Annotated in this window: 5 protein-coding genes; all 5 read left to right on the top strand. The window is 31.7% G+C overall.

Annotation, left to right across the window (positions count from 1 at the left end):
• Nucleotides 1-761 precede the first annotated feature (761 nt).
• Nucleotides 762-1343 (top strand): mannose-1-phosphate guanylyltransferase, encoded by a 582-nt coding sequence (locus tag TD29_RS18720; RefSeq protein WP_174435339.1) that lies wholly within the window; start codon nucleotides 762-764, stop codon nucleotides 1341-1343.
• Between the two features lie 155 nt (nucleotides 1344-1498).
• Complete coding sequence (locus TD29_RS06830) at nucleotides 1499-1975, top strand: toxin-antitoxin system YwqK family antitoxin (protein ID WP_040279751.1); 477 nt, start codon at nucleotides 1499-1501, stop codon at nucleotides 1973-1975.
• Nucleotides 1976-2144: 169 nt separating this feature from the next.
• Nucleotides 2145-2747: a hypothetical protein gene (locus tag TD29_RS06825; protein WP_040279750.1), complete on the top strand. Its 603-nt coding sequence runs from the start codon at nucleotides 2145-2147 to the stop codon at nucleotides 2745-2747.
• A gap of 192 nt (nucleotides 2748-2939) precedes the next feature.
• Nucleotides 2940-3185, top strand: coding sequence for a PLDc N-terminal domain-containing protein (locus tag TD29_RS06820; RefSeq protein ID WP_040279749.1), 246 nt, complete (start codon nucleotides 2940-2942; stop codon nucleotides 3183-3185).
• Between the two features lie 333 nt (nucleotides 3186-3518).
• On the top strand, nucleotides 3519-4157 hold the full coding sequence (locus TD29_RS17835; protein ID WP_052467005.1) for a hypothetical protein: 639 nt from the start codon (nucleotides 3519-3521) through the stop codon (nucleotides 4155-4157).
• Nucleotides 4158-4185 lie beyond the last annotated feature (28 nt).

Here is a 4185-nt window from a genome sequence, read left to right as displayed (position 1 = left end):
AAGTTTGCGGAATGAAAAACGAAGCGGAATTCAAAACTAAACAAAACAAGCGGAACGAATTATACATCTGAAAAAAGCACTAAAAGCTAACAACGTGTATAATTCATTACGGCGGATTTTCCTTGCGGAAAATCCCTACACTTTTGCTATCTTTGGGTATTAACTCGGAAAAATCTTGACGATTTTTCCGTAACGAAATCATACACAAGACCGTTAGCTGTAATAACGCAGCGCAGCCAAATTCGGAATTTTAAATAAAAAAATCAAAGTGTTTTAAACCGAATTGAGCGTAAAAAACTAACTCGAAATCTGAATTTAGAAACGTTGGAATAAAACGGCTGAATTGAATACTCACTCAACTCTGGAATTTCACTCAGTCGGAATTTCTTACTCGAAACCTGAATTGCTTTACGCTGGATTTTTTAGCTAGTTTGCGCAATCGGAATTGTAAACGCAAAAAACAACACGTGAATTGCTTACTCGAAATCTGAATTGTGCGTGAAATTCTCACTCAGTCGGAATTTTTAAACTGACTTCTACCCTACTTTTCTAGATCTGAACTTGAATTTTAAAACCAAAAACGAACTCAAATAAATACAAAACCAATTACTACAGCTAACACAGTGTATAGTCAATAGCTTTATATATACTCATCTGGAATATTCCTTCGGAATATTCTCAGGTTCGTGGGTTTTTGTTAACTTAGTAGCCGTAACACGCTACAAACCATACACAACCACGTTACCCAACATTTGAAAAAAATGCGAACTGAAATTAAATATTTAGAACTTAAAAGCGGATTTTCTGGAAATGGTCCAGCTTGGATTGGACTTGTTTCCTTCTCGAAAAGCGGAAAAACAATATACTTTGACGGAAAAGCATTTAAAAGTCTCGATGGAACTGGAATTAGCGGAAATTATTTTGACTTGGAAACTGGAGATGAATATTGGATTTCGGGAGTTAAAAAAGATATGTCTGACCGACACAAATTTGGCGGAGGAAAAATATTTGTAGAAAAACGGATTTTAAGTGAGTATTTGCTAATAGTTGGCGAATCGGAATTACCAAAAACCGATTACGAGTTGACAGAAGTGGAAACTAAAAAGCCAATTGAAAGAATAAATGTACTTGAAAATGAATCACTCGAACCGATTGAATTTGGACAAGAATTATATTTCAAAGAACTAAACGAATTAAAAGATAACGAAATTGAACATTTGATTGCGGAATTAATTGAAGACGAGAAAAATGTTCAGTACAATAAAGCTCGTAGGAGTTATAAGAAAAAACGAAATGAATTAGAAGCGGAATTAGAAAAACGTGGAATAAAAAACGTTGGGTAACACCGTGTATAATTAATTGCTAGGTTCTTCACTACTTGCGAATATTCCTGCGGAATATTCACGGGTTCGTAAAAGTTTGCTAACTTAGTTGCTTAACCACGCAACTAACCATACACAAAAACGTTGTGAGCAATTAAACAAAACAAACTCTGAAAATGAAAATCAAATATTTCAGCATATCGATTTTATTATTAATACTTCTGAATTCTTGTAAAGATGAACGTATAATAATCTCTGAAAAGTGGGATAATGGAATTACAAAAGAGGAAAAAAAATGGATAAATAAAGAATTAGATTCTTACATAGAATTGACATATTATGAGAACGGACAAATTGGATTAGAAAAACATTACAATGATGGAAAACTAAATGTTTTTAAATCTTACTACGAAACAGGAGAAATTAGCGCACTCGTAATGTATCATAATGAAGTATCAATATTTGGGGCTGAATATTATAAAAACGGACAAATAATGGGTAGCGTACCAACCAACTTGAACGGAAAAATAAATGGAACGATAACCTATTTTTATGAAAATGGAAATTTGAGAGGCAAACAAAAATATTTGAATAATAAGCCAGTTGGCAATTCAAAGGAATATGACCTGAACGGAAAATTAATTTCTGAATAATAACTGCTCACAACAATGTGTATAATCAATTGCTAGTTCTGTGTGTACTCGGAAAATCCTAGCGGATTTTCCTCTGGTTCGTTTTCTTTTACTAATTTAGTTGCTAGCCAACGCAACTAACCATACACAAACACGTTGGCAAACATTTAAAAAAAATTACGGATAATTAATGAAAGAGTATTTGTTTTCCGAAAAAGAACTAAAACTAATAGAGTTCTTAAAATCAAATTCACCGAAAAAAATTTGGCTCGAACCAATCTTCTATATTTTTGAATATGATAATTTCTATATAGAACTTGGAATTAAATGCGCCGAAAAAATAAAACTGGGTTTCATTCCTGAAAAGAAGTTTATAAACATGTCTGTTTCTGATTTTGAGCAGTATGTAATGATAGCAACACTGAAAAGAGTAAATCAGAAATTTAAACCACAAACAGGTTCGGAATTATTAATTGCAAATGAAAAAATAATCGAATTGAATATTGTTAGAACGTTGCTTTTTTATTGCCAACACGAACAATCAAAAGAACGCTCGGATTTTTTCAATACTGACAGTTATCAAATTAATCCTGATTTGGGAATTAATAAAGAATTAAAAATTGAACGAACTTGTCTTGCCGATGTTGGTTTGTGGATTCGATTGAATAATAAAATTCTCAATTGTTTTATATTAGATAATGATGATGATTTTTCCACAAATTCACATTGCTATCAAAATGTAAATTTAAAAAAGGAAAAAAAGAAAATTTATAGCTTTATTAAAACGGAATGAAAAACGATTTGCCAACATCGTGTATAATTCATTGCTAGTTCTAGCCTACTTGGAAATTCCTTCGGAATTTCCTCTGGTTCGTTTTAGTTTACTAATTTAGTTGCTGAAACACGCAACGAAATCATACACAAACACGTTCTACGCAATTTGAGACAAACATTACGCTGAACAGAAAATAAAGAATAAAAAAATATGGAAACTACATTGATTATCGGATTTGTTATTTTAACAGTTATATTATGGACTTGGGCAATTCTGGATATAATAAAATCGAAATTTAAAAGTCCAACAATGAATATAATTTGGCTTTTAGGTGTTCTGTTTTTCCCAGTTTTAGGCTCTATCTTTTATTTTCAATTGAGAAAAAAATTTGTAACGAAAGAAAAGAGAAAATTCCAACCGAATTTTAATAGAACGGAATTAAAAACGACTAAATAAATTACACAAAATTGGAACAGAACGCTGAATTTACTCTTGCGGAATTATTACTCAAACGGAAATCATAAATGTTGCGTAAAACTGAACCGAAAAAAGGAATTTACTCTTGCGAAATTTAGCTAGTTTACGGAATTACGAAACTGAAAGAATAATTAAGTGGAATAAAAAACTGCGTAGAACACCGTGTATAATTCATTGCTAGTTATAGCCTACTTACGAAAGTCCTCGCGGACTTTCTATCTGTGATTTATTTGCTAACTTTAGTGCTTAAACACGCAACGAAATCATACACAAACACGTTAGGCACAAGCTGAAAAAAACATCGAGAAACATATGGCTGTTTGGCAATATCAATTAAATATCATTCCTAGAAAAGCTGTAATAGAGAAATACGGAGAAATTCCAAGTACATTATTAATTGATTATGATGGTTGGGAAAAATATTGGGAAAACGTAAATTATAACAACGGATTTCCTGACCCTGATTTTGAAGATGCGAAAACTATAAAATGGTGGACGAATATAAAATTCGATATTAAAAAAACTTCGGAACAAATTGACAAATTAGTTTCACGTGGCGATTGGAATGACGATGAAGATTCTGGATTTATAGGTTGGAAAGGAAATTCAGAAAATCTTGAAGATAATGACGCACATATTGCTTATGACAAAAAAACTAAAATTATTTCGGAATTTCAATTCAGAGCGGATTTACGTAAAAGAGAAAATATAACCGAATTTTTGAACGGAATGCTCAATATATGTGAACAGAATGACTTAATGGTTTTTAATACAGATGGAATTTTATTTGAACCGAAATCGGAATTAATTTATGAGAATTTAAAGAAATCAAACGCAGTAGAATTTTTAACTGACCCAGAAAAGTTTCTTGACAAGATTGCGGAAAGAGAAAATAAAAGACAACCTAAAAAGGTCAGTTTTTGGTCGAAACTTAAAGCTTATTTTAAATGAAAAAGCCAGTGCCTAACACCGTGTATAA

Source organism: Psychroserpens damuponensis (assembly GCF_000826655.1).
GTDB lineage: Bacteria > Bacteroidota > Bacteroidia > Flavobacteriales > Flavobacteriaceae > Psychroserpens > Psychroserpens damuponensis.
Note: the sequence above shows the minus strand (reverse complement) of the source record. Positions and strands in the feature narration are given on the sequence as shown.